The organism is Nostoc sp., assembly GCF_036917315.1.
GTDB lineage: Bacteria > Cyanobacteriota > Cyanobacteriia > Cyanobacteriales > Nostocaceae > Nostoc.
In genome coordinates this window covers 1-24,162 of record NZ_JBALDR010000003.1, presented here as the reverse complement: position 1 = coordinate 24,162, position 24,162 = coordinate 1, and the positions used below count along the sequence as shown (strand labels likewise).

Below are 24,162 nucleotides of genomic sequence, written 5' to 3'. Positions count from 1 at the left end.
GCACTAGTAAGGCGTACTCATTCTAATGATAACGGGGGAAATTAAAATTTCTCAACGGGCAAGGCAAGAGGGCTTGGTTAGGAAATGCCTCAATTTGGACGTAGTGGTGCGCCCCAAGCTGTCAAAGGCATAGCGCGATTAATTCAAATATTCTCTAAATTGCTACTCAATAATTTCATCATATTGATTGGTGTCGTCTTCGGGTAATTCTTTAATCTCTACCAATACATCCGCCAAAGTTTTTTCATCTAGCCATTGATGACGTTCTTTGGTGTAGTCTCCTTTACCCGGACTGAAATATTGAATAAACCGAATAGTATCGGTAACTCCCAGAGAATTGATCAAGGCATCGTAGCCTTGTTTAATAATTTCATTTTGGGTTTTCATCATTACTTTCCTCGACTTGTATTACTTCAGCCAGCCATTGAACGGGATTATTAATCAATACGTTAATTAATTGAGAGTTTTTTTGAGCTTTTTTGAAGAGTCTGTCATCTGTTGTGAGAAATACATCAGCCTTACTTCTTTCGGCGCTGGCGATGTGGGTGGCATCATAGCTAGAGAATCCTAATTTTTGAAGTTGAGCGGCTCTGTCTTCAATGAAGGTGCTATTAATAACTTTAATTTTAGCAATATCGAGTAATTTTTTGACGTTTTGTAGTCTTTCTAAATCAGGTGTTTGGTTTAATTCGGCGATTAAAGCACTGCTATTGATAAGTTTCCAAGTCGCTGATTGACATTGACTTAGAATTGTCATAACTGCCTGTGCTTCTAAATAAATACGGGATTGCATCTGGTCATCAAAGGGACGATTCAAACAACAAGCATCAAGATAGATTTTATATTGTTTGCTCATCTAAATAAAATTTAAATCTGGTTAACTCTTCTTTTCTAAATGGCAAATCAATTCACGTCTTTTGACTATAATTTGACAGTAATCTGTTCACGGAGGACATCTTTACCGGAAATTTGTTGCTCTGCGAGTTCCCGATTTGAGATTATAATCAACTCTATCACTTCCCGTAGACTTTCTCTAGCTTCTTCCAGAGTTCTCTCTTGGACATTAGCGCTAGGTAACTCCTGGAGGTAGCCGATATACCAATCATCTATCTTTTCATATACAGCAGTAAAAGAGTTTTCCATATAATTTACTCTTGAATGTTACGAGATATCAAATACGTTTCGCTAGCGTGTTTTTAGGGCCTTATTGATTTAACCAATTAGTGGATTCCAAAATTCGCTTTTCGACCGAATATTCTCTACCAAGTTTAATAAATCCTCGTTCTAATTTATTTTTTGCAAGGGGATTGTGTAGTAACACAAAATCATCTCCAAACTTCTGTGGGCGATTGAGAGCATCTACACATGAATATAACACTGCACTTATCCCATCATACTGATTATTCAGAAAAATATCTGTTGAAACTGAAGAACCAGCTACTTTATTTACTTTGTCTTGATACTGATAATATCGGTCTACAAATTCATTTTTTTCAACATCTATTCTTAGAGTTTCATTACCAAAAGGAAGGACACTACGAATAATTCTGGAAATCTCAATTTCACTTCTAGCAGATGGTATCGCACTACCATTGATTGCTATAATGTAACAATCATTTGGCTTAACAATTCTATCTAATAGATATTTTTTATACTTTTTGTTGTATTTTTCTTCAATAGCTGAACGATAACGTAGTTTAATCTGATCATCAGGAACGTCTCTAATAGTTTGAGGTTGCAGTTCTGTAACAGCGTCATTTCCTTCACCTGCTTTTGGTGCTACTGCTTCAATCCAAATATCTACCTCTTCTTTTGAGATACGTATATCTGGCCCTTTATCATCTGAAGTAATTGAAAATCCTTTTGCAATCAATGAACACGTCAAGTACATTTCCCATATACGTTGCTTAAAATTTTTTCTACTTTCCGATAAAAAATGCCTATCTGCATATTGTTTATACTCTGACCACATTTCTTCAATAAATGCTTTATCTTGTGAAAAGCTTGGTTCATCTCTAATAACATTGTATTCGTTGTCTTCAGCAGCCTCATCACAAAAGAACAAAGTCATATATATTTTTTTTAGTTCAACAATTAAGTAAAGTGCATTAACAATGCCTAACGTACACAACTCACTAAACCGTCACGCCCTCCAACTCCTCATCTGTCAACTCATATAACTGGCGCAACTTATCTAACTTATCACCATCAGCTTCCCAGAAACCCCGGCCATGCGCTTCCAACATTCTGCCTAAAATGTTGCGAAAAGCTTCAGGATTTGCCTTCCGTAACTTATCCGCCATCTCTGCATCTAACGCATAAGTATCAGCCGCTTGGTCATAAACCCAATCATCAGTAAAATCGGCAGTACCACCCCAACCAATCAACGCCGTCATTCGTTGGGAAATTTCAAAAGCACCACCAGAACCTTGATTTGCCATAGCTTGCGCCCATTTGGGATTTACCAACTTAGTGCGATATTCCATTCGCAGCAAATCATCTAAATTGCGGGGTGTAGTATCCTTCGAGAAACTTTCCACAAAGCTAGTTGTAACCTTTTTACCGCCTTGTTTTTCTGCTGCCCTTTTCAAACCGCCCGTATTGGCGTAATATTCTTGAATATCAGTTAAACCATATTCTACCGAATCGATTTCTTGAACAATGCGATCGCTAGTTTTTAACAAAGTATTCAACACTTCCGGTCTAGCTTGACCTTTATCTTCTCTCCCGTAGCTAAACACATTGCGACTCTGCCAAGTATTCCCCAACTCCTCACCAGATTCCCAGTTACCATCAACCACTCTATCATTCACCAAAGAACCAAAATCACCTGCCGGATTAGAAAACAATCTCGCCGATGCATTTTCCACCCCTTGGGCTTTTAAAGCTAAAGCGTGTCTTCTAATAAAATTGCGATCGTCCGATTCATCAGCATCAGCCGCCCGTTGAAATAAATCATCTAACAATTCGATAATATTGACAAAACTATCCCGAAAAATCCCAGATAAATTACCCAACACATCAATGCGGGGATGTCCAACCTCCGCCAACGGCTTCAATTCATAACGAACAACTCTACCAGTTCCTTCCTTAACAGGTTCAGCCCCCACCAACTCCAACAGAATCCCCAAAGATTCACCCTTAGTTTTAATCGCATCCAATCCCCATAACATCACCGCCACCGTTTCAGGATATTTCCCATATTCATCCAAATGCTGGGCGATAATTTTTTGACCAATTTCCCGTCCCCGTTGGTATGCCGCAGGCGAAGGCATCCGATAAGGATCTAAAGCATGAATATTTCTCCCAGTCGGCAAAACCCCAGCCCCATCCCTTAACAAATCCCCCCCAGGCGCAGGCGGAATATACTCTCCATTCAACCCCCTTAACAAATTCGTCAACTCATCCGTAGATTGCATCAACAAATCTGTAATTTGCTTTTCTTCTTCTTGGCGTTCTTGGCGTCTTGGCGGTTCGTTTTCTTCCTCTTCCCCCCCAAAATAAGCCTCCAAATACGACCCCAACTCCTCCTCACTCGGCTTTTCCCCCAAAGTATGCAGCCCAGAAGAAAACAACCGATTTTCTAAAACCTGCAAATATTCATACAACTCCACCAAATAATCATCAAAAGCATGACCGCTAAACATCCGCACATTCTCAGGAGTAAACGCAATCCCCAACTTCTTCGCATCCTCAAAGGGACAATCTGCATCCAACCCAGAGTCCACAATTTTTTTACAAATCCCTTCCTTCAAAACATAATTCTTTTGCGGATCTTCACGATACTCCGCAATCAAATCGCGCAACGCCACCAATTCCTTATACAAACCTGCACGACCATAAGGTGGCACATTATGAGAAATCAACACACCATAACCGCGACGTTTTGCCAACATCGATTCTGACGGATTATTCGCCGCATATATATATAGATTAGGCAAATTTCCTAACAGAATATCCGACCAAGAATAACCCGTATTACCCAACGGAGAACCAGGCAACCATTCCACCGTTCCATGCATTCCAAAGTGAACTAAAGCATCAGCTTGGAACTCATTTTGCAACCATTTATAATAAGCAGCATATTGCGGATGGGGCGTTAAATCCCGTTCAAACATTAAGCGCATTGGGTCGCCTTGTATCCCCAAAGGTGGTTGTACACCTATCCATACATTCCCTAATTGCACACCACCAATTTGGAATTCATCGCTATAAGTTTTAATTCCAGTTCCCGTGAGAGATTTCCATTGTTTTTCGATGCGGGAAGTTTGCAGATATCCCAACCATTTTTCTAATGTGCGAACATTGACACTATTTGTGGGGTGGGCAACATGAGCGCCATTATCTAGGGGCAGGCGAGACGACTGCCCCACAAGAGGATTAGCTTCATCCGCCTCTTTCACCCAGCGAATCAATTCTTCCCCATCTTCTGGTAAATCTCCCACGGTATAACCTTGTTCTTTAAGTGCGTGGAGAAACTTCAGCAAACTACGCGGCACATTTAATAATGCAGCTGTTCCCACAGCACCATAACCTGGGGGAAATCCATATAAAATTATGGCAATCTTGCGTTCAGATTCAGGTTTTTGCCGCAAGGCCACCCAAGTTTTTACCCTACCAATTAATCGCTCCACCCGTTCGGGAACCAGATAAATATTTTCGCCTACCAAACCACCAAGGGGAACGGTATCAATAGCCCCATCCAATTCTGGTAAGGCGTACAACACCACACTTTGCAATCCGCCGACACCTTGGCGCGTCCACGAGGAAATATCTTGAATTAATAGTGGTGCAGCAACAATATAAGGTACATTTTTGGCGGTGAGGATGCGCTTTGCTACTTCTATCTGACGGCCAGCTTCCATTGAACCAGCCGGGCCACCCACCAGAGGAAAACCAATTGTGGAAACGATCGCATCCACTTTTACTGCTTCACTTGATAGTGAGGGAGTTTCTATATTGCCTAGTTGTCGTTGCTGAATTTCATAGTCGGTTGTCATTAAATCTCGTACCGCCACGTGTCCTTCTACGCCGTTGATGAAGATGGGTAAAGGAGTTAAACCGGCTTTTTCAAAACTGCGAATTAGTTGGGGAATGTAGGGTTGTTTGGTGATGACGTGTTTTCGGTAGAGGAGAATTCCGATAACTGGGGAGACGGGATTTTGGGAGACGGGATTTGTGAAGACGCGATGAATCGCTTCTCTACAATGGGTTTTATGCCATTCTAAATATTTGCGGGGCGATTCAAAAAATCCTGGATAATCGGGGTGGAGTAATCCGATGTTGGGGGTTTCAATTAGCGGGGGTATGTCGCCGACTTTTAAATTTAAATATTTTTCTGCTAGTGTCCAGAATAATGAAGCGACGTTTTCTGAACCGCCAGCATTCCAGTAACCATAGATAATTAACCAGTTGCGTAAGTCTTGGACTTTTTGCACTGGAACGTATTTCAGTAGTTTGGGGCCAATTTTTAAGAAGCTGATGTAACCAGCGAGTTTGTCTTCTTCTCGTCCGTTGCTAAATTTGTCGAGGATGAATTTAACTGGTTTGGGCATTCCTTTGGGTTTGTCGCCAATGGCAAAGTCACCCAACTTGGTTAAACTCATCAATTCTAAGGCTGACTCAAACACCAGACGGATGGGAATTTGGGAAATGCGATCGCGCAACCACACAACCTGGTCATAATCAAATAGTAGGCTACCGAAAAACACATCAGCGCCATCAAGTGCTGTTTCTACTTCAGTGCGTTTACTGGTAAGATCGCGATCGCTAAATACCCGAATATCCAACTCAGGACAGCGAGAGTTAGCCAAAAAGGCTGCTTTTCTGTACAAGTCAGCGTTGAATGATTCAAACCCAGCAATCAAGACGATGCGTTTCATGCCTGTAAGCTACGAAATATTTCTTTACTTTGATCTTAAACGTGCTTTTAGGCTGATTGTTAAATATCTACCCACAGATTCCGGTCAGTAGTTCCTTGAAGGAGTTAGGACTTCACTATCACCACTGCCTTGTGAATATTTTGATTTCAAAAAAGTTGTGATGTGTTGAGTCAAATTAAGTGCATCATTGAACTCTTTCGATTCCTGTAGCGCTTCGTATAACGAACGAATTTCTTGTGGTGACAGGTTTGTGAATGTACGTAACTCGGTAATATCTAATCTCCGGTTAAACTCATTGGCAGTATGTCGCCATTGATGTATAAGCGAAAACAACTCTCTATCTTGACGTTCTGCAAAGACATTGGATGCGATCGCGGTTTCGGTAACAGATATAATTAATCGCGGAAAAACTATCGGCCGTCCCGGCTTATGCGAGTTTGGGTTGAAGCGGTTATCAGATAGAATTACCTCATTCGATCTGCACTCATTCAGTAAGGCACGCAGAAATTCTCTCCTCTTTTCGTTAGCTGATGCCCATCGTTCGCCAAAAATACCAGTAATTGTTGCTAATAATCCCAAACCTGTTAGTAGTGACTCAAAACTTCCTCCCTGAGTCCACCAGACGCCGGCTAGAAGAAATCCCAGAAGTAGAGGGAAAAACGTGATAAAGGTCACTAGGTTTTTCATACTTATCTCACATCTTACCGTTTAGACCATATATCATTTGCTACAGAAGAATTATTCTTAATTCCTGAAGAGTCAGAGGCAAGTAAGATTAAATCCATGCCAAATCCATTCTTTAAACGTGGTTCCAATACTGTGTGTAGCTTATCAACAAGCACCAGATTACTGTCTGATATAATTTGATCTATGCCATTAGAAGTATATTTCCGAGTCAGATATAAACGAATCGTATCTTGGTCTTCAAAATTTATTACCGATCGGTCAGGTAACATGACCTCAATTTTATTTCCACTTAGGTTACGATAGAAAATTTTTATCAAAATTCCTCTATCAGTTTCTACGGCACCATCAAAAAACACACTATTTAAGTCGATATGTAAGTCAGTATTTTGCAGCAATGCACTGGTAACAAACTCTTTAAACGATCTAGTTTTTGCGTATTCTTTCGCCGCATTTTGTGCCGCTTCTTCGCTTAATTCTTCGGTAGTCGCTACTTCTAGGAGTAGCCTATCTTCACGTCGCATTAGTTTAGAAAGAGTTTGCAACAGTTCTGTGTCTTGTTGAAAATTAGCTAATGTGTTCCCCAATAGCGAAAATAGCAACGGACTGTTATTGATAACTCTATCTAGTAGTTTTCGTAACTCGTCAACATTTCTCTCAATGGAGAAGTCAACTTGAATTGGTAATACATGGCTACCTTGCAATTGCGATCCTCTGGTTGCCCGTTGTACACCTAACCTTAACATCTCCGAACTCATATCAACTGGAAAGTAGAGTAAATCGGGATTTGTGTTAACCAATAAACTTAAAATGTGTTGGTCTTTTTCACCCGTGCCTACGCCTAAACTTACATAATGATATTTTTGATCTTTGATATTATTTGTATTAATTTGATGCCATCGATATCTAAAAGACTCTATACTCTCTTTCATCACGAGATAGAATCGATCGTTACAGGCATGATCCCAGGCGATGGTTGGGCCGATTCCCCAATAGGAAAAACCAGATAAAATCTCTTTTCCATCGCCTGTTGCCGAAAATTCTCCTCTCAATTCTTGCGTGAGTTCTGCAAGTTTGCTAGATTGATTTTCCCCTATAAAGCAGAGAGTCCACCCTAAGCCGGGTTCATTGATGGAATTCTCCAGTAGCTTCACAAAATTTAAAGATCCCATGTTGAGCCTCGTTTCTTGAGCAGTTTATCTGATAAATCTCGCACAGGTGTCTAGAAGCGTTGGCGGAGCCATCGCCAAGGGCGAACGCGTATTCATTATTACTGTAAAGTATTATGTGTTAAGCTGCTCAGGGTTAACATGAAGCCAAGGGTAAAGTCTGTCAAGAGGTTACGACCTTATAAACCCAGGTTCACATCAGGGGGTGTGTTCGGTTTAAGGATTTGGGCATCTTAACTAAGTACATTTGTCATGGCCTTCCACTTTTATAAGGCGTTATTATCTAAATAATGGAGGCAATTGCTAGATTTCAATTTATTGCAAAAATTTCCTGGTTATTCTCGATATTGATAACTTATAATAGTTGTGTTTTTGGTTAAAATATAGCTTTGAATTAGTGGATTTTACCAAACAAAAGTTGCTGTTCAGGTTCGCACAAAAACTTCTTTGGTCTAATAGCGTAGTAATGCTGAAAATAATGCAGCCATTGCTAACAAGTATTTTCACAAAGTTATTAACCAAACTTTGTCTATATAATTATAAGAGTTTTGAACTAGTGTAAAAACAAGTAAATTGAGGATGAAATAATGAAATTCGGAATTGATAGCGGGCACAATTGTCCACCAGATACAGGAGCTAGAGGTATTAAATTCGAGGATAATTTAACTCTAGATGTAGGTAATAGAGTTATAGCCAAGTTAAGAGCTTTAGGAAATGAAGTCGTAGTATGTAGACCAAGTAGTGCTAATACAGTCCGTGACTCACTCTCAAAAAGATGTTCTACAGCTAATTCCAGTAAAGTAGATATTTACGTCTCGATTCATTTTAATGCTTTTAACAACCAAGCTAACGGCACAGAAGTATATGCGACTAGCGATACAGGTAGAAAAATTGCTAAACCTGTATTAGATGAAATCATCAAGTTAGGATTTTTTAATCGTGGCGTTAAGAGTGGTTCCCACTTGTATGTTCTGAAAAATACAGATATGCCTGCTATCTTGATAGAATGTTGCTTCCTCGATTCTCAAAAAGATATGAATCTTTTTAATCCTGAAGCAATGGCTAATGCAATTGTCAAAGGCTTAACTGGTAAAGTGCCAAGTGCCCCTGTTAACCCTGTACCAGATGAAGAGGAGAATGCAGATGCCACTATTCTCAGACTGCAAAAATCCTTAAATAGACTAAAAATAACCGATAAAAATGGTAAGGCGTTAGTGGAAGATGGCTTCACGGGGGCTAGCACCAAATCTGCTGTAGAAAAATTTCAGACTATTGTCGCAGTTCAGCCGACTGGAATTGCTGACGAAACTACATGGAATGCCATAAATCTAATTTTGGCAAAACGAATTATCAGACCAAACCATGCCGGTGGTGCAGTTGTCAGATACTTACAATACCGTTTAGGTGTTGAGAATGATGGCGTGTACGGGCCGCAAACAGAGGTTATAGTTAAAAACTTTCAAAAGCAAAATGGTTTAGATGCTGATGGCATTATCGGGCCTGCTAGCTGGCAGAAATTAATTGGTTAGGCTGATGGGGATGAGAGACTAGAGACTGGGGTAGTAGTGCTGAGTAAAGAAGTTGGGAATCTGACATCTTTACTCAGAACTGGCAACAGGCTAAACGCCGCGTTAATGCTAACAGAACTGTTTTGCCTAATGAATCAGTGAAGGGATTAATTTTAGCAACTTACAACCATATTTTGTTCATAATATCTTTGGCAAACGCACAAACTGCCAAAGTATTTGAGATAACATTGATATCGCTTACAGCCATTGAGATAAAATAATTAAAAGAAATAACCAGAGCGTAGGTAATCACCTATTCTGCTCACAAGAATCTGTTAACTTAACCAAGTTTGCGTTTGATTAAGTATCAATCGCATTTGGTAACAGGTAATTTCCTATCGCTCTGGTGCTTTTTTGGCGGTGAAGTTTCGCCAAAAGTACAAAAGTAAAGGGCTTTTCAAGGCTATAACAATCACTACTAATATTTTGTATAAATCAACACATTTATATTAAATTTAAAATTTATTTATTATGTCATATCAAGCCTGATACAACACTTATTCTAAAATATGATTCAAAACCGTTGTTTTTATAATAACTGAGTTTAAAGATGAGATTTCAGTAAGACAGCGATCGCATCATCCACAAGCGATCGCTATTCTCTGGTTTCACTGACTGAATTATCCTAGCGTGTAGATATAGGCTTGTCTTAACTGCCTTACCATCTCCCGACGTATCTCATTTTGGACGCGGTTTCCACGTCGCCAGTGTTCTAACTGAATATTATCAACATAGAAACGGACAGAAAATTGCATAGCAGAGCCTTGGATATCAGTTAGCTGAACTTGTGGTTCTTTCCAGGCAGTATTAGACTCTTTAAAACTATCATGTAACCATTCGACAAATTTTAAGGAATAGTCATCTAATCTTGTTTCATCTACTCCAGGACTTGCGATTTTTTGAAATAATTTATTTAGTTTAATCTTCAGAAGGTCAATTTTTTGCTCCCATTCGTCTGGTAAAAGATGTTGGTCTTCAATTACTAAATCAGGATCTTTTAACCAAGTTTGATACCATTGGCGAATCAAACCAATTAGAGTTTGTTTCTCAGTCGGCTCTTGTTCTTCTAGGCGCGATCGCAGACGTTTACCCTTACGTTCTGTAATGACTACCAGCCCCACAATGTTCAATATTTCTAAATAATTTTTCTGGAGAATTTTCAATTCTTCTGAATTCAACCCACCCTTTTCTACCTTCTTAACTTCTCTAACAAAATCTTCAAATGCTTGCTCAATTTTTTGCAGTTGCGTGTTCACATCTTTTTCAACTAATAAACGCAGCCGCCCTGCTTCTTTTTTTGACAGTTTATTATCCTCGGCTTCTGTCAATGCAGCAAAACTATCTAAATATTGAAGTTTTTCATCAATATCGCCTAATGTGTCTGGATGACCGAGGATAATTTGTTGCAAAATGTTTGTTGCTACCACTGCATCAGCATCAACTCTCACTGACACTTGAATCGTATAAGCGTAGTGAGTTGTAGGACGACTGAGATTGACTATGTTTTGACCTCCCAAAGTCGTGTTTGGTGTATAAACCTCGCAATGCTCGTTAATCAAATATAGTTTTGTCACCCGGATACCAATGTGTTTGATAATTGCAATTGAACCATCTGGCATGGAGATGACATCTCCAAATCTAAAGGGTGTATCAACTAGTAAAACTAACCCACTGAAAAAATCGCTTAAAATATCTTTTACTGCTAATCCCAACACTACAGTGATACTACCTATTGCTAACCCAATTCCTGTTAAATCAACCCCAATGGTGCTGAAAAACAGAGATATGCCAATTAGGTAAGTGATGACTGGGATAAAATTTTGTAGGAGTGGAATTAATACGTCATCCCAGACAGCCTCAGTTTTTCGGGCGTAGTCTTTTAAGTAGTAGACTGCTGCTTCTGTAAACAATAAAGTTATGCCGTAAGTGAAACCAAGAATTAGGAAAGCCGTGAGTCCTCGATCGATTAAATTAATAATTCCCCCCGATCCGAGTTGAGTCAGAGAGAGTTTTAGACTAGCCAGGATAAAAATAGCGATCGCAGGGATTTGTAAGATCCCAAGGATAAACAAGGCTGTATCTTTTTCTGTGCGGCGCAGAAACGATCGCAGTAGATAGAAAAGTAATATATAGAGTACAAATACGACAACTATAGATGCACCGAATGTATAAAGGAAAGAGCTAATTTGTGCCGCCGTTGGAAAAGTCGGAGGTGGTGGTACTACAACAGAAGCTTTTGATGCAGATTCTGCGGCTTGGGCGATGAGGGTATAATTCATTAGTGCCTGTTTCAATTATTGCAATTTCAAATAAGTTGCTCTGCCAATTTGGGCTTTTTGATTGAAGGAAAAACCCAAAATTAAATGACTCCTGAGTGATTTTTGATTAAAAGAAAGTGCCAAATTAACCTTCGGCACTTTCAGCGCGCACGGGAATTACAATTCCTTCTCGCAGCAGTGCATTCGTAAAAATCTTCCGAAGAACGCGCTGAATCTGAAGATGTTTTCCTGGCTTTACTTTCGTTAATGTTCGTAGCAATAAGTTAGACTCTCCTAGACTTTCGACTCCATCCACCTGTGTGCCTTCGAGTACATCTGGATCGTCTGCTTTTAACTGCTGTCCCACCTCCTCAATGACTTTGTACACGTGCGCTAAGTTGGAATCATAAGGCACACCAACTTCTACTACTGCAAAGATATACTGTTTGGAGTAATTAGTAATTGAGCCAATATTCCCATTTTGAATAATCTGCAATTGACCATTAGGATGTCTGACACGAGTGGTTCTGAGTTCAATCGCCTCGACAATACCTTCGACAACTTTATCTTCGGCTTTTCCAGCTTCAATATAGTCACCGACTAAGTAGTAGTTCTCAAACAAAATAAAGAAGCCGCAGACAATATCATTAATTAGTGTTTGTGCCCCTAACCCCACAGCGATGCCGACAATACCAGCACCCGCAAGTATGGGAGTGGGATCGATACTCAGCGCATAGAGAATAAAAACTGTAGCCCCAAAGTAAATTAAGTATTGTAAGAAACTACGAAACAGAGGAACGAGCGTCAGGCGTCTACTTCTTTGAATCTCAGTTAGATTCTGGTCTTTGAACAGCACCTCTTCAACAAGTAAGTAAACGACCTCAAACAACACGCGACTAATGAAGATGATACCGATAATCTTAATAATTCGCGGGCCAAAAGTTGCGACATTGGCAATTAACTGCACCTGCTGAATCACCAATGTTGCCATGCAGACATAAATCACAAATTCCAAGCAGCGCTTTAAAAAGGGTATCAGGTGTCGGAGGCGATCGTAGAATCTCAGCAGGTTATCAGGATTGGAGTATCTGATGCTAAGAGCATCTAGGCTATCAACGATCGCAGCGACTGCTTTGAGTATAAGCAACCCGACGGCAATGATTAGATAGATTCGCAGCGCGATGTACAAATATTCCGAAACCGTTGCTGGCAATTTGAGAAACTGGGCACACAAGATGGTAGCCCACAGCCAGATTCCACCGCTGATTCTGTCATAGAAGGCGTTAAAGAAAGCATCAATACTTTCATCGTCAGCAGTATTTTTTTCTAAGTTCTTGGCGCGAGTGCTGGCTACCTTCAGCCAATATTTGATAAATTTCAGAGCGATCGCCGCTAAAATCAAAGTGCCAATACTTTGAGCTATGCCAATTCCTAGTGTCACCCAAAATCTTGATGGGATACGCTCAATCAACAAGAGTGTGTATTGCTGAAGGTTTTCGCCCCGATAAACTAGATAACCATTAGCACCCACAATCAGAATGCACGACACCACACAAGCAAGTAACAATAACCCTGTGATATTTCGGCGGAGGGTTTTGATGCTTCTATTGTCGCTTTTAGGTATAAAGGTTTTAGTAAATAGCTTGAATAATTTGCTGAAAACCCAGTTCAGTAATAAAAAAACAAAGATTATCAGGCTGACTTCAGCTGAAATAATTAATACATTCATATATGAACATAAAATTGAATTAATTTAACAGTTGTATATGAAAATTTATTGATAGCATCAAGGTATTTCTATACATAGATGATTATTATTTCATATAATCACAACTTGTCAAGCCATTAACATTTTATTCACACCTTCATTTTTCGTTTTATCTTCACCAACTTTAAGTAAGTGAGAATAAATCGAAGTAAATTAAGTAATGTAAAAAATCTTGAGATTAGTTTGTAGTGAGAACTTTAGCCCTCACTTGATGGCTAAAGTTTTCACTACAAACCTTTAATTATTTATGCCTCTCTACTTAACGCTCTTGCATCACTCTAAGCAGAGGAAAATCTCAGCCAACTTTTAAACAATAGACAGAAAGTAAGTTTGGAGCTTTGTTTGCTAACATTATGGCTACAATCATTGTTTTTGTCTGAATAACATTGAAGCGTTTCTCTGGTGTTAACTACGATAATTGCGCGTAGATAGTGGGTTCATGTGTCTTTTCCTCTCCGTATATCCGCGTTACATCTTTCTAGCGATTTGAACTACCCTAGGACTTATATCATGTTCGCTTGATTACTTATAAACCCAAAGAACCCCACCCCGCCAAAGCTACGCTCTCCCCTCCCGAAGAGCGGGGAGGGCATTAAGGGCAGCCAGCGCGGTCTTCGGGCGATAGCGCCGGCGGCAAGCGAGTCCGCGAGCGTCTGGGGGTTTCCCCCATGAGCGACTAGCGTGTGGGGTGCAATGACTGTGGAAATCATAACTAAATTATGCGAACATGATATTACGCACACTCTACGAATTCTCGGCGCTCTTCTCTGACGAGACGCTACGCGATGGCGTCTTCTCTGCGAGACGCGAAGCGCGATGGCGGTTCCATAAATTAAGCTTTTTAGCAATTTTTGCGTAAGTCCTGTATGCAACTTACAAGGGCATCAGCTTATTTAGCATCAGCATTCTCACAATCCATCTGCACAACACAATTTCTCCCTTGTGCTTTTGCCTGGTAGAGTCCTTGGTCAGCAGCAGCAATTAAGATTGCAGGAGATAGTTGGCTATGAGGAGTGATAGTTGCCACACCAAGACTTAGGGTAATGAATTCACTGACTTGAGAATGGGGATGAGGCATTTGTAATGCACTAACATTGATCTGAATATCTTTTGCAATTGCAATAGCCCCTTCAATATCAGTATTCGGCAAAATAACTGCAAACTCTTCTCCGCCATAACGAGCCACTAAATCAGCTGGGTGTTTAACTGTTTGAGAGATTGCCTTAGCAACTTGTCTGAGTGCATCATCTCCTGCCAGATGTCCATGCGTATCGTTGTAAAGCTTAAAGTAATCGACATCACACAAAATCAAAGATAGCGAACCTTGCTCTCGTGCCAACCATTGCCACTGCGTGTTTAACGTGTCATCAAAGCAGCGTCGATTTCCCACTTGGGTTAGACCATCGGAACAGGCAAGGCGTTGTAATTCCTGGTTTGCTTGTTGTAATTGATGGTAAAGTTCTGATTGCTGAATAGCGATCGCAGCTTGACCTGCTAACTGGTTAAACAAGTTAATCTCCGATTGTTGCCATTGTCTGGGCTGACGGCATTGATGAGCAATCAATAATCCCCACAAACACCCTTGCTGCAAAATTGGTACGACAAGGTTTGCCCGGATTTGCAGACTTCTAAGCAGGTCAACATGGCACGGTGATAATCTCGCAGTTTCAATGTCTTCGATCGCTCTGGTGTTACCTTGTTGATAGTAAGCTGCACGCGTCGATTGAAAGCAGGTATCCATGACGTGAAATCCCAAAATCGACATACACCCTTCTGCTAAGGATTCTACAGCGACTAATCCACTCCAGTCTGACTCAAACTGGTAAATCAGCACTCGGTCTACCTCAAACAGTTGTCGCACTTCGGCTGCTGTCGTTTGTAAAATCTCGTCTAACTCCAACGATTGGCGAATGCGCTGCGTCACAGCCGCAACAATTCGCTCAGGCTCGCTTTGGTGTTGAACCTGCTCAACTACCTTAGAATTTGCCGATGCTACAGTTAACAAGATTTGCTCAAAGTAAGGGGTTGTAGTGACAGGCGCTGCACTGGGTTTAGCAATCAAATAGCCTTGAGCAAAATTTGCACCTCGTTCTCGCAACCAATTCAGTTCCTCAATGCACTCAATTCCTTCAGCAACGGTTTGAATATTTAACTTTTGAGTAATCTCCAGAAGCTTCTCGGTAATCGAAGCTTTGTAAAGGTCTTGATGCACATCTCGAATTAACTCCATATCCAGCTTGATAAAGTCTGGACGTAACTGATGCAGCAAGTTTAGGCTGGAATAGCCAGAACCGAGATCGTCAAGAGCGACTAAAAATCCAGCATTCCGGTAGTATCGAAGCACTGCCTTAAGGTGGGCTAAATCTTGAGGATTGTCTGATTCTACAACTTCAAAAACAACGCGATCGTGAGAAATTCCGGCAGTATCAATTGCCTCCACCGTGCTACGTAGGCAAAAAGCTGGGTCATAAAGTGACGTTGGTGCAAAATTGATGAAGATGTGCCCATTCACTTGATAGCGGCTGAATTGAGTGATTGCGCTGAGTCGAGCAACTTGGTCTAGTTGTGGTAGAAGTCCGGCTTCGGTTGCTAACTCCAAAATTGGTGTCGGTAGCACTAAATTGCCTTCTTCATCCAGCCCTCGCAAGAGCGATTCATATCCAAAAATTTGCGATGTATCGTTAATTGAGACAATTGGTTGGAAGTAACTGGTAAATCGTTCTGTTGCCAGCATTTCAACCAGCCAGTCGGATTGGTTCAACTTAATGAAGCGTTGTAATGAGGCTATGTCACTAAAATCATGGAGTTGAGGTTGGATATTACCTTGAATGAAAAGGACTTGCGTCTCTTTTAATTCTCTTGGTGCAAGTAGTTTGGCTAGGTTACGAGCAATTTCTAGAGACTGTCCGGGTTTACAATCCAAACTCAAACCTGGTCGCTCGTGCATCAGTTCATACTTAAAGGAAAACTGCTGTAAGTATGAGGTGACTTTTATCAGGGTATGTGAAACGGGGAACCAGAGAAAGAGCCTACCTGCTTCCTTAGTCCGGCAGCGTGCAACATTACGACAAGCACAGGTTTTGGATATAGGACATATTTGGCTCATAGCTAAATAATTTGCTCAATCCGATTTATTCTATTATTCCCACTCTTTTTACTGTAAAAGATAAACTACACTTCAAATACATGAAGATTTGATGAGTTAAGTAAACTGAATAATTTAGCTGAGTAAGTGACTTGGCAACACATACTAAAATTTATACTAAAAGCCCAAGTAATTGCCGATGTGTTTTGTGTAATTAAACAACAAAGCCAGGAGTTATATTAACAATTTAAATTATAAAACGAAGGTATAATTAGCCAGATTATTAACAGCTTTTAGCTAGATTAATTCCGAGTAAATATATCTTTTTTAAGAATGAATCGACCTCAATAAACAACAAAATATTTGAAACAAGCTAATAAATTAAGCCATGAGTAAATGAGCTTTCACTCTATACTTAGACATGCACACTTCTACCAATTAGAGTTGCAATTGCCTTAACTAACTTATCTGGTTCGACGGGTTTGGACAGATGCTTTTGAAACCCTGCTTCAAGTGCTTGTTGGTGATTGATTTCTCCCGCATAAGCAGTTAAAGCGATCGCTGGAATTTGTTTGGCTTGGTTTGCCTGCAATGCTTTAACTTGGCGCATTAGCATATAGCCATCCATCTCTGGCATCCCAATATCACTGAGCAGCATATCTGGTTGTGACTTTGCCAAAATTTGTAATGCTTCTTTTGCTGATGTCACTGCTGTCACCATTGCTCCAGCCTGTTCTAGTACAAATGTGTGGAAGTCACGGGTATCATCGTCATCATCTACAACTAAGATTTGGATGCCTGCAAGGATTTCAATCGAAGGAGAAGGATTTAATGCAGCAACATCTATATTTTGTTTTGGGGTTAAATCTTTTTTAATTAGTGGTAGCCTAACTCGAAAAATAGCTCCTTGCCCTTCACCTAAACTTTCTGCCTGAATCGTGCCGCCATGTAATTCGATCAAATGACGCACAATTGCTAACCCTAACCCCAATCCACCAAATTTTCGGGTTGTTGTGCCATCAGCCTGACGAAAATATTCAAACACATAAGGCAGAAACTCAGGGCTGATTCCCTTACCTGTATCGCTGACGGTAATCTGAGCTTGAGCGTCAACGCACTCTAGTTGAATATCAATTTTTCCTCCTTCAGGAGTGAATTTAACGGCATTCGATAAGAGATTCCAAATAACTTGTTGTAAACGACCAGAATCACCCAAAACTTGCCCGAAAGAAGCATCCAGCATCGTCTGAATTTGAATATTTTTAGCTTCTGCTGCCAAACGTACTGTTTCCAATCCCGCCTCAATCACAAGTACTAGGTTGACAGGTAACATCTTCAGGTTGAGCTTGCCTTGTAAGATCCGAGAGACATCAAGCAAATCTTCAATTAGTTGAGCTTGTAATTGAGCATTCCGCTCGATAGTTGCGATCGCTTTCTTTAGAGCTACTGCGTCAAATTCACGAGTCTGCAAGAGTCTCGCCCAACCAAGAATCGGATTCAGAGGCGATCGCAATTCATGGGAAAGTACCGCCAGAAACTCATCTTTAATCCGGTTGGCTCTTTCAGCTTCAGTTCTGGCAGCTTGCTCGAGTTCTAGGAGGCGATCGCGTTCGGCTTCTGCGGCTTTGCGTTCGGTAATGTCAATCACTGAGCCGATGTAACCTTTAAACTGACCTTCCACTCCAAACCACGGATTCGCAGCATCAATGCAAGAGCGATATTTGCCGTCTTTGCGCCGCAAGCGGTATTCCAAACGGAAGGCCGAATAACTGCTACTAGCTTCCAGAAAAACATTCCTGGCGTCATTATAGTCTTCTGGATGCACAGCATTTAACCAGCCAAATCCCAGACCCATTTCCTCGGTCTGACCTGTAAAATCGTACCAGCTTTGACTGAGATAGGTGCAGTGGCTATTGGTATCTGTCACCCAAACCATGAAGGGGGCATTATCAGCCATGTTGCGGAACTTTTCTTCGCTTTCACGAAGTGCTTTTTCTGCCTGTTTGCGATCGCTAATGTCCGTAACAAAAATGCTTACTCCTTCTGCAAAGGGGTAGATGCGATTCTCAAACCAGCGCTGCCAAGCTGGATAAAAGTATTCAAACTGAACAACAGTGTTTTGGGCGATCGCTCGATGAACTTGGGTATCAAACTCGCTTTGAACCATATCGGGAAGCACTTCCCACACGATCTTACCTAGCAACTCTTCCTTAGGGATGCCAACAATTTCTGCTACCTGTTGATTGACAAAGGTATAACGCCACTCTCGATCCAAGACAAAGAACTGGTCTTGAATACCAGCGATAACAGTCTCTAGGTGTGCTTTGGCGACCTCAGCTTCAATTCGCAACCCTTGCTCGCGTTCCATTGCCTCTTGGCGGAGACGAGCCATTTTTAGGGCTGCCTCTACTCGCGCCAACAATTCCCGGGCAGAGAAAGGTTTAATCAGATAATCATCGGCTCCCGCTTCTAACCCTTCCACCCGTGCCTCTTCTCCCGCCCGTGCCGACAACAGAATGATGGGAACTTTTTGTGTCAGCGGATCGGCTCGTAATGCTTGCAGCAGTCCAAAGCCATCTAATCCAGGCATCATCACATCTGTCAGTACCAAATCTGGGACACGTCCACGAGCCGAATCCAAAGCAGCTAAACCATCCGGCACTGATTCCACCTCATACTGCTGACTTAATAGCCGCTTAACATAATCGCGCATATCTGCGTTGTCATCAGCCAAGAGAATCCGAGCAGAGGGAACAGAAGGGCAAAGAGGCAGAAGAGAAAATACTTCCTTCTCCCCTACTCCCCTGCCCCCCTGCTCCCCTGCCCCCCTGCTCCCCTGCTCCCCTGCTCCCCTGCTCCCCTGCTCCCCTGCCTCTTCCGGTAGCCACCGCAGGGCTTCTTCTAAATAAGGCGTTGCACCTAATGCAGTTGAAGCTAAAGTTCGCGGGGCACTAATCCGGTCTGGAGGCAAATGAGCATATCCTGTTGGAATTGACACGGTAAAGCAACTGCCTACTCCGAGAAGACTGGTAACATCAACTGTTCCACCATGCATTTGCACCAATTCTTGCACCAGTGATAATCCAATTCCTGACCCTTCAAAAGTTCGTCCTTGCGCCCCTTTGACGCGGTGGAATCGTTCAAAAAGGTGGGGAATTTCTGCGGCTGGGATACCGATTCCTGTATCTTTGACTGCAAACTCGATATGGTCATTTGACCACTGCAAACTGACCGCAATTTCTCCAGCCATCGTGAACTTGAAGGCATTCGAGAGCAGGTTTAGAACAATTTTTTCCCACATCTCCCGATCTACATACACTGGTGCTGGCAGGGAAGGACAATTAACTGATAACTGCATCCCTGCCCGTTCTACCGCGGAACGAAATACACTAGCTAATTCTGCGGTGAAGGTGGCAAGGTTGGTGGGTTCATAAGAGGCTTGAACCCTTCCGGCTTCAATGCGGGAAAAATCTAGCAAGCTGTTGACCAGTTTCAGCAGCCGAAGTCCGTTGCGTTGCACCATTTCTAGCTGCTCTCGTTCTTTGGCTGGAAGCAGCGTGGCACAAGTGGTTAAGGTGTCCTCTAATGGCCCCAACATTAGGGTAAGTGGGGTACGGAACTCGTGGCTGACATTGCTGAAAAAAACGGTTTTGGCGCGATCGATTTCTGCCAAGGCTTCAGCGCGTTTGCGTTCTTCCTCGTAAGCTTGGGCGTTAGCGATGCTGGCTGCAATTTGAGCCGCAACTAAATCAATGAATCCTTTATAATTGTCGTCAAATAGCCTGAAGGGGTTCAAACCAGCGATTAATATACCAGCTTTTCCGCTTTGACCGGATGGGGCAATGGGTACTGCGATCGCTTGGTGGGGCGATCGCTGCCAAACACCACAGGGTAAACTACTAAAAGACATTTCCAAACCGGAAATCAGTTTGGCTTGATGTGTTCCGATTACTTCTGCAAAGGGCCAAACCCCATCGGCATCAAGAGCCACTGTTTCGGGAACTGCTACGTGGTTTTGCTCAATGCGGCAGGTTCCAGCCAGAAAAACTTCCTGCTTATCGGGATCGACCAAATAAATCATTGCAAAAGGGAGATCGTAAGGGTTGCTCTCCAGACAACTCACACTCAACGTACAGGCTTCATCGAATGTTCGCGCGTCTGCCGTCCTTGCTGCGAGTTCGCGCAAAAGTGCCAACTGACGCTCGCTGATAATTCGCTGCGTGTCCTCTGTGTTGGCGCAGATGATCCCGCCTGTGTCGCCCTGGTCATTAGGAACCGGGCTATATGAAAAAGTATAATAGGTTTCTTCTGGGTAGCCATTGCGCTCCATAATTAGCAGCAGCGCTTCGTCGTAAGTACCCTCATTCTTCAGCATCGCTGATTCGGCGCGAGGCCCAACCTGATCCCAGATTTCCCGCCACACGTATGAAGCTGGCTGCCCAAGTGCTTCTGGATGTTTGCCGCCAATAATCGCCTTGTAAGCGTCATTGTAAAGGTTAATCAGTTCGTCGCCCCACCAAACAAACATGGGTTGACGGCAAGTTAGCATAATTCGCACGGCAGTCTTCAAACTTTGTGGCCATTGTTGTGTTGGGCCAAGGGACGTTTTTGACCAATCCTGTTCTCGCATCCTAGCCCCCATTTCACCTCCACCGATAAGGAAATTTACGTTGGCATTGCTTGCTAACGTTGATTCGTTCTTCATCAATTTCTCTTGATTGGTCATGTGGGGTTACAGGTTACATCGGTGGTTGTCTTTTAGAGAAAATCCTCTATAAACTAGACCTTGACGCTTCTAAACAGTCATTTTAGAGGATATTCAAAGGTACATACAGCGTGAGATGCCAATGCTGTGACTTTTCAAAGCATTCAAATTGCTTTTTTGAGGCAAGTTTCTACTTTGGCTATTTTTATTTTCTCCTTTATATCATCGATATTTCAAGCTACCAAGGGCAATTCTCATTAGACAATCCATAATGTTGTAACGGCGATGGCTGCGCCAACGCCAAGGGCGATCGCTAGCCCAAGCGTTTGGCACGCTGTAGCCCAAGCAGACGGATTTTAATGGGTCGCGCTAAAATTCCCCTGCCGACGAAACTTTGAAGGAGGGGAATTAAAGCATTCCTAAGTATTTAAATCGTTTCTGTAAACATACCAGTTCGGGCAAACTCTTCTTCTTCAGGGGTGAAAAGTGGAGGTTTATCCACAAGGCTAGGCTCAAAGTAGTATGTCTCTTGGAGAAACTGCCCGATAATCACAGCTTCTTCTAAATCCTTGATGTGATTCTGTGCAACTATACACGCTTCCTTAAGATTATTCGCATCGCCCTTCTCCAGTAGCTTTGGCAATTCTGTTTTTACCCCTGTCAGCCGTGCCAATGGCTTGAGAATTCCGTAGATGTTGTAGATCCGAGCAGTTTCTATGCTGGTGTATTTGAGTGCATTGGCTCTTGCTAACTCAGAGTCAAGGCTGGGCCAAAAACGGGTGGTGTAGAACGCTTTCTCATCCTTGTGATACCATTCTTCCGATCGCGCAATGGAAGAGGAAACGGTGTTATGCAGTTTCCAGAAGAATAACCGCAGAGAGGAACCATTTACCACGGTGGATAATTTCGCCTCTAGTGATACCTCAAAGTCAATCAGGTTGGGATCGCGTCCAAGCACCAGGTATTCTACAGGATACATATCCACTTCCTTATTTTGGACAACATACATATTCAGGTGGTGTCGGCAGTAAGGACAGGGGTACATTGTGGCAAACAGTTGGAAGAAATCTTTGAAGATTGCGACTGCGGCTTTTTGCTTTTCTGGTGTCTTGGTACAGACAATCTCAGCTGTGGTATGGAAAAAGCGCCACACTGCCGGGCCAATGTAATAGGGGAAGCTAACCCGCATTTGGGAATCCTTAACTTCAGTCCGATCTAGATAGACATCAATGAATGCTACATACTGCGATAGCGCCCCTGATTCTCGCCCAAATTCTAGGCGTTCCCGGCGTTTCTGGACTCCATTCAGGTAGTGATGCGTTAACCGCCATGCTTGTTTGAGGATCAATTTCTGTTTGGGAGTGCAACGGGGAAAATTTTCCGCAACATCCGCCCCATAGCGGCTAAATTCTCCTGAGTTTTTTGTACGCTGATACCATTCATCCAAAGCCGCTTGGTCGGGTACGGTGTTGTTTTGGATATCTGCTGTGCTAGAAACACTAAACGCTGCCAACAACTTCGGCATAAAGTCTTCATACCAGTATGCTACTGGCATGATTGCACCATCTATTTCCTCAGTTGCTTGGGAGAGGATGACGCGATTCCACTTGTGCAAATAGTCTTTTGGATTTGCCTGAGATTTAGTTGGTGGTGGAGCCATTTCTTCATTCAGTTCTATTCCCCGCAGACGATTGAGTTCGTTAATGGCCAGCACACCTTCTACGATGTCACCCAGGCTAAGACTTTTCTTTTTGATCGTAATTGCAAACTCGACTCCAGCAGCAAACTTTTCTTTGACATTGGCAAATTTACTCCGCGCTTCTAAAATCGCTTGCTGTTCTGCCAACATTTCTGGTGTCTTTGCCACTGTTTGCCAGTTCTCGATCCGCTCCTGCAATCGAGCATATTCATCGGCAATCGATTTAACCACTGCATCCAGAACGGGGTAGCAATCCTCGGATACTATACCTAATGCTTTGTAAAGTGCGATCGCCTGTTTGACAAACTCCACAAAATCAGTAATTTTGTATGGCAAGTTTTTCACCCGCAAGTGAGTTTCGTGATTTGCAGAGAAACTCTCACGGAAACTGCGGTAGGCTGCTCCTTGAATCAAACGAAACAAACCAATCTGCATTTGTAATGGGGAGGTACCACTTTTTTTCTGATTCGGTGAGTTTGGTTGTTGTGCTAACTGTTCTCTTAGCTGTACCAACTCTGGAGTCGTTGCTTCTGGCGTCGGCTGGGTGCTGGCTGCTGCGGCCTCATTGGAAGTAGCAACTGTTTTGAGCGAACTGTTCAGGGAAATCGGTGAGTCTTGATAACCAGTTTTCCTCTCTGACTCCTCCGGTACTAGCTGACAGAATTCCTCAAAGTCAATTGAGCCATCGCCATCATGATCTACTTCCTGCAACATCTCTTTCAATTCAGCGTCTGTCAGCCCAAACTGACTCATCACTGTCCGCAGTTCAACGGCAGTAATTTGACCGCTACCGTCCTCATCAAAGGCACTGAAGGCTAACTTCAGGCGGCTTTGGCGATCGCCTACTTTCGCTATCATCAGCGTTTTAAATTCTTCAAAGTCGATGGTGCCTGATAAGTCAACGTCAATCTCCTTAATCAAGTCACGCAGCCCCGCTTCCGTGGGATTTTGCCCTAGCGATCGCATTACCTCCCCCAGTTCCTCGGTTGAGATTGCTCCGTTGCCGTCTACGTCTAATACTTTGAAAGCTTGCCACAATTTTTCTATTTCTTGTTCATCAATCATGGTTTTGTTCCAATTCTCTATATGTCACTCATAAATTTCTTACCATGTTTTCTAACAGCTACTTCAATACTGTCTAGTTCTGTTAAGAGGATGTTTGAAAAGTCCTCTTGTCGGTATCAAAAATTTTAGATCCCCCTAAATCCCCCTTAAAAAGGGGGACTTTGATTCCGGTTCCCCCCTTTTTAAGGCAGGGCTGTTTCATTCCCTAAAACAGGTAAAATTGCAAGTGTTGAGGGGATAAAAATCATGGGTACTTCTCTGATTGAACATTTGCGACAA

General features: G+C 42.3%; 13 protein-coding genes. 1 reads left to right on the top strand and 12 read right to left on the bottom strand.

Annotated features, from left to right (window positions below; all coding sequences use genetic code 11):
- Positions 1–162: 162 nt before the first annotated feature.
- The 7 genes from V7K84_RS02255 to V7K84_RS02225 all read right to left on the bottom strand — a co-directional run bounded on the left by V7K84_RS02255 (position 163) and on the right by V7K84_RS02225 (position 7,738).
- The gene (locus tag V7K84_RS02255) at positions 163–387 is read right to left on the bottom strand and encodes a hypothetical protein (RefSeq protein ID WP_334836047.1); all 225 of its coding nucleotides are present in this window, start codon (positions 385–387) and stop codon (positions 163–165) included.
- Positions 371–856, bottom strand: coding sequence for a PIN domain-containing protein (locus tag V7K84_RS02250; protein ID WP_334835995.1), 486 nt, complete (start codon positions 854–856; stop codon positions 371–373). The genes V7K84_RS02255 and V7K84_RS02250 overlap by 17 nt, the downstream gene beginning before the upstream one ends.
- 65 nt (positions 857–921) lie before the next feature.
- Positions 922–1,143 (bottom strand): type II toxin-antitoxin system HicB family antitoxin, encoded by a 222-nt coding sequence (locus V7K84_RS02245; RefSeq protein ID WP_334835993.1) that lies wholly within the window; start codon positions 1,141–1,143, stop codon positions 922–924.
- Positions 1,144–1,204: 61 nt separating this feature from the next.
- Positions 1,205–2,071 (bottom strand): hypothetical protein, encoded by an 867-nt coding sequence (locus V7K84_RS02240; protein WP_334835991.1) that lies wholly within the window; start codon positions 2,069–2,071, stop codon positions 1,205–1,207.
- 64 nt (positions 2,072–2,135) lie between these two features.
- Positions 2,136–5,882: a magnesium chelatase subunit H gene (bchH, locus tag V7K84_RS02235; protein WP_334835989.1), complete on the bottom strand. Its 3,747-nt coding sequence runs from the start codon at positions 5,880–5,882 to the stop codon at positions 2,136–2,138.
- Between the two features lie 84 nt (positions 5,883–5,966).
- Complete coding sequence (locus tag V7K84_RS02230) at positions 5,967–6,569, bottom strand: hypothetical protein (protein WP_334835987.1); 603 nt, start codon at positions 6,567–6,569, stop codon at positions 5,967–5,969.
- A 14-nt stretch (positions 6,570–6,583) separates the two neighbouring features.
- Positions 6,584–7,738, bottom strand: coding sequence for an L-histidine N(alpha)-methyltransferase (locus tag V7K84_RS02225; protein WP_334835985.1), 1,155 nt, complete (start codon positions 7,736–7,738; stop codon positions 6,584–6,586).
- A gap of 584 nt (positions 7,739–8,322) precedes the next feature.
- Between V7K84_RS02225 and V7K84_RS02220 the strand changes: the two genes are divergently transcribed.
- A complete protein-coding gene (locus tag V7K84_RS02220; protein WP_334835983.1) occupies positions 8,323–9,264 on the top strand; it encodes an N-acetylmuramoyl-L-alanine amidase in 942 nt (313 codons plus the stop codon).
- Between the two features lie 659 nt (positions 9,265–9,923).
- On the opposite strand, the gene V7K84_RS02215 is transcribed toward V7K84_RS02220, so the two are convergent.
- The 5 genes from V7K84_RS02215 to V7K84_RS02195 form a co-directional block, all read right to left on the bottom strand.
- Positions 9,924–11,582 carry a mechanosensitive ion channel family protein gene (locus V7K84_RS02215; protein WP_334835981.1) on the bottom strand — a complete coding sequence of 553 codons (1,659 nt, stop codon included), beginning with the start codon at positions 11,580–11,582 and terminating at the stop codon, positions 9,924–9,926.
- Between the two features lie 124 nt (positions 11,583–11,706).
- Positions 11,707–13,290: a mechanosensitive ion channel family protein gene (locus tag V7K84_RS02210; protein WP_334835979.1), complete on the bottom strand. Its 1,584-nt coding sequence runs from the start codon at positions 13,288–13,290 to the stop codon at positions 11,707–11,709.
- Positions 13,291–14,218: 928 nt separating this feature from the next.
- Positions 14,219–16,435, bottom strand: a complete 2,217-nt coding sequence (locus V7K84_RS02205; protein ID WP_334835977.1) for an EAL domain-containing protein — start codon at positions 16,433–16,435, stop codon at positions 14,219–14,221.
- Between the two features lie 394 nt (positions 16,436–16,829).
- Positions 16,830–21,119: an ATP-binding protein gene (locus tag V7K84_RS02200; protein ID WP_334835975.1), complete on the bottom strand. Its 4,290-nt coding sequence runs from the start codon at positions 21,117–21,119 to the stop codon at positions 16,830–16,832.
- A 427-nt stretch (positions 21,120–21,546) separates the two neighbouring features.
- Positions 21,547–23,883, bottom strand: coding sequence for an EF-hand domain-containing protein (locus V7K84_RS02195; protein WP_334835973.1), 2,337 nt, complete (start codon positions 23,881–23,883; stop codon positions 21,547–21,549).
- Positions 23,884–24,162: the final 279 nt, after the last annotated feature.